Origin of the sequence: Paraburkholderia sp. (assembly GCF_035501035.1) — a bacterium.
In the GTDB taxonomy this organism is placed as follows: Bacteria; Pseudomonadota; Gammaproteobacteria; order Burkholderiales; family Burkholderiaceae; genus Paraburkholderia.
Genome location: NZ_DATJWR010000277.1, coordinates 1 through 6,422, shown reverse-complemented (window position 1 = coordinate 6,422; position 6,422 = coordinate 1). Strand labels below are relative to the sequence as shown.

The window sequence follows — 6,422 nt, the reverse complement described above, 5'->3', positions numbered from 1 at the left end:
CACAGGTCTGCTGATGGCGGAGAACGGCGGTTCGTCGATCTATCAGTCGCTTGGATCAGCTACACATGACTAACAACTGGTCGGGCCGAATTACACCGTCGTCGGCCAGAAGGCTTGTCCGCTCCAGCACGTTGCGCAGTTCGCGGATGTTGCCCGGCCACGAATACGCACGCAGCAGTGCAAGTGCGTCCGGCGAAATCAGGGGTTTGCGTGGCGAGCCGTGTCCCGCAGAGGCAATACGCGCCAGGCTGGAGTCAGCCAGAAGCGGAATATCTCCCACAGGCTCACGCACCGCAGGAAAATGAATGGGGAAAGCACTGATCCGGAAGTATAGGTCGGAGCGAAACAGGCCCGCCGGGATCATCTGCTCGAGCGGCTTGTATGTGGCAGCGACGAGCCGGAAATCGGCCCGCTGGGTCTCGGTGCTGCCGACGCGCCTGAAGGTGCCCGTCTCGATGACGTGCAAACACTACGCGTGCGACCTGAGACAGGCTCGAGTGCAGCCAGTCCGCCGAGAATGCTGCCTAGTATATGCCCCCGACACAATTCTCATCGTTCTTCTTTAAGCAGCGCAAGAATTAGCTGTAACGCTTGCCGATTAAAGCTAGAGTATGGCGTTTGCACGGCAAACTCTACCGCTACGGTTCCACCGTGCGAGGAGCGTGATGGTGAGAACGGGCGCACAAGCGATGAGACAACGCGAAGAAGTTAGCGGGCGATAAGGTTGCCGGCATTCTCCGTCCGCGCAAGCCTGAATCGAGTGCAACTACATGAATGCTGTTGCAGCAGGTGCTGATGCGCGGACTCGTGGCTGTCAAGTTTCTCACGATCGGCCGCAATCGCGGTCCGGAAGCGAGCGGCAGCGTGAGCGTCGCGCTCGTCGGCATCGCGTTGGCGAGTCTCCGTCGGACGCTCGGCGCGCAGGTAGATCACGATGTGAACCGCGTGCATCCATCCTTCTGCGCTGGCCGCGTATCGGCCATTACATCGGTTCTATCCACTTGATCTTGGCGTGGAGCGTAGTCGATCAGATGCTGAACCACTTCGACGAGGCGGTGATCGGCAAACTACTCAGACCCGTGCAACTTGACTTGAAACAGGAGGCAGGCGCGATGCGCTGCCAGACAGATATGGGACGTCGACGATTTCACGTAGCCATTAGTCGATGGCTACGCAGATAGGTCGAAGGCCAGGAGACGAGGAGACCAGAACCATGAATGCTCGCACACAGGCCACCAAGCCGCCCAGGCTGCACAGGCGGTTGATGCAGTACGACCCGGTGCTGGGTTACCGCTTCGTACCCCGCCTCAAACTCCGGATACCTCATGAAGGTGGTGGGTACCTCGTGAAGACCAACGGGGACGGCTTCCGCTGCGATCACCAGGTGACCCCGCGCAAGAACCGCGCGCATCGTGTTCTGGTCTTCGGCGACTCTTTCACCGCGGGCGACGGCGTGAGCAACGGCAAGCGATACTCCGACGTGCTTGAGGCGAACCTGTCCGACACCGAGGTCCTGAACTTCGGCCTGAGCAATAGTGGAACGGATCAGCAGTATCTGATCTTCCAGCAGTACGCCGGCAAGATCGACTATGACGCCGTGGTCATCGCCGTGCTCGTGGAAAACATCCAGCGCAATGTCGCCAGGGAGCGCGGATGGGCAGATCACACAGGCGAAGTCATTCGTGTGCCCAAGCCCTGGTTTGAACTTTCTCCGGGTCACGGGTTGACCCTGAAGGGCGTGCCCGTTCCGCTGCCGTACAAGGCAGACATGACCGCGCCGGAAGACGGCCGCGGCTCGCTGCGCACGAGCCTGCGCAGGATGGTCAACAGGTTGGGCCCCGATTTCAAAGACTTCTGTCAGCGGTTGACGAGATTCCAACCGCTCCCCGAGTATGGCTCCCCGAGCAGCGATGGCTGGAAGCTGCTGCATGCCATACTCAAAAAGTGGGTGTCGGAACTCGAAGTACCGGTGGTCATCGCGGTCATTCCACTCTATCAGTACGTCGAGGAAACAGCCAGCTACAAGGACATCAGGCGGCGTTTCGACGAGCTTGCGCAGTCGATCGATGCGCCCGTTTATCACGTCATCGACGATATGCAGCGTGAACCGGCCGAGACGAGAAGGCAGTTGCGGTTCCGGATCGACTGCCATCTCACGCCGAACGCCCACAAGATCATCGGGCAAGCGCTAGCTAAGGTTGTGGCGCCGTTGCTGGGCGGTGCGGCGACGCGCGATACCGATCCGGTGTCCGCTCCCGCCGTAGTCACCGTTGACACATGGCAGGCGACACGAGACGGCACTGCCGGCAAACAGGGGATTGTCGCCGCCGGGCGGGCGTCACCATCCGAAAGCGTCGGGACGTGAGGGGCCGATGGGCGTTCTCAAAACCGGCCTCTCGAGAACAGATCAATGGGCGATCGTCGATACGCTGTACTTCGATTCGGCGCGGCATCGCTTTGTGCGTGGAGACCTCGAAATCGACGGCTCGCGTATCGCGCAGATCCTGGAGCCTCGCACGTCACGGCGTGCCTGCGCGCTCGCGGGCGACACTACGGTATGTCTGCCTGGCCTGATCAATTCCGACGTCTGTCCTGGTCACGAGGACTGGCAGCGGTATTCGCAGGAGCTCGTTTTGAACGGGTTCACGGCGGCGGGTGTGTTTTGCAGGAGCCTCGCCGAAGGAGCGGAATACTCCGGGTGTGACGGCGTGCGCCGGCTCCTCTATATCGAACTGGCGGAACGAGGCGGCAGCGGTGACAGCGCGGAGGCGCGCCAGCGTGCTTGCGAAAGCTTCGTGCGCGTGGTGAATTCGATCAGGCTCGCATGCGGCGAGGTCTTCCCTGTGGTCGTGCCGGGCGAAATCTGGTCTGCGGCGACACTTCTCGCTGCGGCGTCGATTGCCGGGCAACTGGGCAGGCGGCTGTGCGTTCGCCTCAGCTCGACGTCGGCCGACGCGAAGCGCTACAAGGAAACACGCTGCTTTACGGAGGTGGGGCTGCTGTCCTACCTGTCGCTGCTATCGCAGGCAACGATCTTCAACCTCTCGCAACTTACCCGTAGCGATGTGGCGATGGTAAACGCATCGTCCGCGAATCTGGTGTGTGCGCCGGGGGCGGTCAGCGAATTGTTGCTGGAACAACACTTCGCGCGCCTGTCGTTGAAGGACCGCGCTCTGGCGTTCTCTATTAGCCACCATGCGGTGGCGTGCGTGGACCGCTACAAGTCGCTCATGGACTTGTCGACGGCGTTGCTCCACCAGTCGTGCGACGCAGCGGCAACGTGCAACCTCGTCGTCGATGCATTGACGCATTCGGCGGCGCGAGCGCTCGGTATCCCGAACGTCGGCGCGATCGATGCAGACATGAAGGCCGATCTGAGCCTGTTCGACCGGCCTGAGGATCTCGCGGAGAACGGCGACAGCCGCGACTTCATCAAGCTGCTAGCGCACAGCAAGCCGCGCGATGTGCTGATCGACGGCTCGCCCGTTGTGCTCGACGGCTTCATCGTGCGGGAGCGGGAACAGGTATAAGCGATGGCGCACATCGGGCCCATCACGTCCTCGCGCCAAATCGCGCTCGCGGAGTGTGTGCGGAGCGTAGGGCGGCCCCGATTTGCCGGGTGGTACAACGAGCAACCTTCCATCGTCGTGGAGGAAGAATCATGTCCAGGTACGTACTCGGCGTCTCGGCCTTCTATCACGACTCGGCCGCCGCGGTGTTAAAAGACGGAGTGATCGTCGCCGCGGCGCAGGAAGAACGATTCAGCCGGAAGAAACACGACCCGCGTTTCCCGCGTGGCGCGATCAACTACTGTCTCGAGGAGGCGGAGATCGACGGCAGCGACCTGGCGGCCATCGCGTTCTACGACGATCCCGCGCTGACGGCCGACCGGATCATCCGTTCGTCGATCGCATTCGCGCCCGAGTCCGAGGTGTTCTTCACCCGTGCGGTTCGCTCGTTCTTCGCCGTGAAGCCCTATTTCAAGGACCTGATCGAGGAGATGCTGAACTGCGACGTGCCGATTTACTTCGCGCGGCATCACTATTCGCACGCGGCATCGACGTTCTTCCCGTCGCCGTTCGAGGAGGCGGCCGTGCTGTGCGTCGATGGCGTCGGGGAGTGGTCAACCACAAGCCTCGGCATCGGGCGCGCCAGCAGGATCGAGATCCTCAAGGAGATTCGCTATCCGCACTCGCTAGGCCTGCTCTATAGCGCGTTCACGTTTTTTTGCGGTTTCAGGGTCAACAGCGGAGAGTACAAGCTGATGGGCCTTGCGCCCTACGGCAACCCTGCTTACGCAGAGAAGATCAAGGAGCACCTGATCGACATCAAGGATGACGGCTCATTCAGGCTCAATCTTGACTTTTTCGATTTTCACAAAGGGCTGACACTCACGAACGAACGCTTCGATCGGCTCTTTGACGGACCGCCTCGCGTACCCGAGTCGCGCATCACGCGGCGCGAGATGGATCTTGCTGCGTCCATCCAGGCTGTGACCGAAGAGGTCATGCTGAAGATCTCGCGCACGCTGCGCGATATGACGGGCGCAGCGAACCTGTGTCTCGCCGGGGGCGTTGCCTTGAACTGCGTAGCCAACGGGAAGATTCTTCGCGCGGGGATTTTCGACGACATCTGGATCCAGCCGGCCGCGGGCGACGCGGGAGGCGCGATCGGCGCAGCCTATCTCGCCGACTTCAACATGCTCGGCGGCGTCCGGCCCTCACTAGTCGGCGCGAGAGATGCGCAGCAAGGGAGCTTCGTCGGCCCGGAATATAACGACGACGAAATCGTCACGTTTCTGTCGCAATCCGGCGCCCCCTATCACTCGTTGGACCAGGCCGATGCTGGCGCCGCGAAGATTGCGAGCCTGCTTGCCGGGCAAAAGATCGTCGGAATGTTTTCGGGCCGCATGGAGTTCGGGCCGCGCGCACTTGGCGGCCGTTCGATTCTCGGCGACCCGCGCGCAGCGACGACACAATCGCGCATGAACCTGAAAATCAAGTTCCGGGAATCGTTCCGGCCCTTTGCGCCGATCGTGCTGAAGCGCCGCGCGGCAGACTATTTCGAGCTCGACACGGACAGTCCCTACATGCTGATCGTCGCGCCTGTGCGGGAAGAGCACAGGCGGGTGCCGGAGGCGTCATCCGATCCCGAGGACATGCTGCAAATCGTCAACGCAGTGCGCAGCACAGTCCCGGCGATTACGCACATTGACTACAGCGCGCGCATCCAGACGGTGGAGGAAGACGTGAACCCGAGGATGTATTCCGTGCTGCGGGCGTTCGAGGCGCTGACGGGGTGCCCCCTGCTCGTCAACACGTCGTTTAACGTACGGGGTGAGCCGATCGTCTGTACGCCCGAGGATGCCTATCGCTGCTTCATGCGCACGGAGATCGACGTGCTCGTGATGGGCAACCACATTCTCTATCGCAACGAGCAGGCACCCGTCGAAACGGACGATTCCTGGAAGAAGGAGTATCAACTTGACTGACGCTGACCTTGAAAAATTCTTCCGCTCGAAGCTGGCGTGTGCCAGGCAGCGGGTTGAGCCGTTCGTGCTGGCGAAGACAGATCCTGCATGCGTGTCTTATTTTCTAGACGTCTTCGAGCCGGAGCCGATTATCGTCGAGGAAGACATGATCGATGCGTTGCTGGCGATCTGGCGCGAGCAGGGGCTGAATGCGCTGGCGCTGCTCGAGCCGGAGTGGCGCAGGATGGCGAAGTCGCTTCGCGCGCCTGCTGACGAGAGCGAGATCGTGTCGCAATTCGTCTATGCGATGTACTGAACCGGCTTGTCATGCCATGTGCGTGGCGTACACATGCTGGCAGCTCAGAGCACAGCTGATCAGGCACCCTTACAACTGGTTGCTAGTTTTCCGAGATCGTGGAATTTGTCTGCAAGTCAGCTCCGGAGCGGGTTTCGGGCCGACGGCACCTGATCGGGTAGAGTCCAGATTCCTGGACGCAGCGAATGACCGCAAACCCATGCTGGCAAGGGATTCCAACGAAATTGAGCCAGGTGCAGTTCGAGCAGTTTGTCTTGCCGCATCTGGGGCGTGGCCGTCGCGGTCCTTCCCCCACGCTGTCCTTGCACAAGCTCTTCAACTACATCCTCCAGGCACTGTACATGGGATGCCTATAAGGACCTCCCGATTTTTGCAAGCTGGATTCAGCGTAAGCGATCCATTATCGCCGTCCCTCTGAGTGGTGGACAGGCGCGTTGATTCGTGGAGCGGATATGCTGCGAATCAGTTCCGGGGGGAGGGCATCCGCCAAGGCATGAGCGCCTCGTAGTCGTCGGCGGTCTTTGCCAGAGGCAGGCGCTCGAACAGCCAGGTCAGGTAACTGTATGGATCGATACCGTTGGCCTTGCATGTTTCAACGAGACTAAAGAGATTTGCGCTGGCATGTGCGCCGGCAAC

General features: G+C 60.9%; 6 protein-coding genes and 1 pseudogene. 5 read left to right on the top strand and 2 right to left on the bottom strand.

Annotated features, from left to right (window positions below; all coding sequences use genetic code 11):
• Positions 1–73 precede the first annotated feature (73 nt).
• A pseudogene (locus tag VMJ11_RS20400) lies at positions 74–466 on the bottom strand (sigma 54-interacting transcriptional regulator); the annotation flags it as partial.
• 308 nt (positions 467–774) lie between these two features.
• Between VMJ11_RS20400 and VMJ11_RS20395 the strand changes: the two are divergent.
• The 5 genes from VMJ11_RS20395 (at position 775) to VMJ11_RS20375 (ending at position 5,786) form a co-directional block, all read left to right on the top strand.
• A complete protein-coding gene (locus tag VMJ11_RS20395) occupies positions 775–1,005 on the top strand; it encodes a hypothetical protein (protein ID WP_325621189.1) in 231 nt (76 codons plus the stop codon).
• Between the two features lie 208 nt (positions 1,006–1,213).
• Positions 1,214–2,365, top strand: a complete 1,152-nt coding sequence (locus VMJ11_RS20390) for an SGNH/GDSL hydrolase family protein (protein WP_325621188.1) — start codon at positions 1,214–1,216, stop codon at positions 2,363–2,365.
• Between the two features lie 7 nt (positions 2,366–2,372).
• Positions 2,373–3,530 carry a hypothetical protein gene (locus VMJ11_RS20385; RefSeq protein WP_325621187.1) on the top strand — a complete coding sequence of 386 codons (1,158 nt, stop codon included), beginning with the start codon at positions 2,373–2,375 and terminating at the stop codon, positions 3,528–3,530.
• Positions 3,531–3,661: 131 nt separating this feature from the next.
• Positions 3,662–5,491 (top strand): carbamoyltransferase, encoded by a 1,830-nt coding sequence (locus VMJ11_RS20380; RefSeq protein WP_325621186.1) that lies wholly within the window; start codon positions 3,662–3,664, stop codon positions 5,489–5,491.
• Positions 5,484–5,786: a hypothetical protein gene (locus VMJ11_RS20375; protein WP_325621185.1), complete on the top strand. Its 303-nt coding sequence runs from the start codon at positions 5,484–5,486 to the stop codon at positions 5,784–5,786. Before VMJ11_RS20380 ends, VMJ11_RS20375 begins: the two co-directional genes overlap by 8 nt.
• Before the next feature lie 462 nt (positions 5,787–6,248).
• Here VMJ11_RS20375 and VMJ11_RS20370 read toward each other — a convergent pair.
• A partial coding sequence (locus tag VMJ11_RS20370; RefSeq protein ID WP_325621190.1) for a transposase domain-containing protein occupies positions 6,249–6,422 on the bottom strand: 174 nt, incomplete at its 5' end.

Bases quoted from the DNA above. Each gene is read 5' to 3' on its own strand.
- VMJ11_RS20395 (WP_325621189.1), top strand. From the start codon at position 775: ATGCTGTTGCAGCAGGTGCTGATGCGCGGACTCGTGGCTGTCAAGTTT.
- VMJ11_RS20390 (WP_325621188.1), top strand. From the start codon at position 1,214: ATGAATGCTCGCACACAGGCCACCAAGCCGCCCAGGCTGCACAGGCGG.
- VMJ11_RS20385 (WP_325621187.1), top strand. From the start codon at position 2,373: ATGGGCGTTCTCAAAACCGGCCTCTCGAGAACAGATCAATGGGCGATC.
- VMJ11_RS20380 (WP_325621186.1), top strand. From the start codon at position 3,662: ATGTCCAGGTACGTACTCGGCGTCTCGGCCTTCTATCACGACTCGGCC.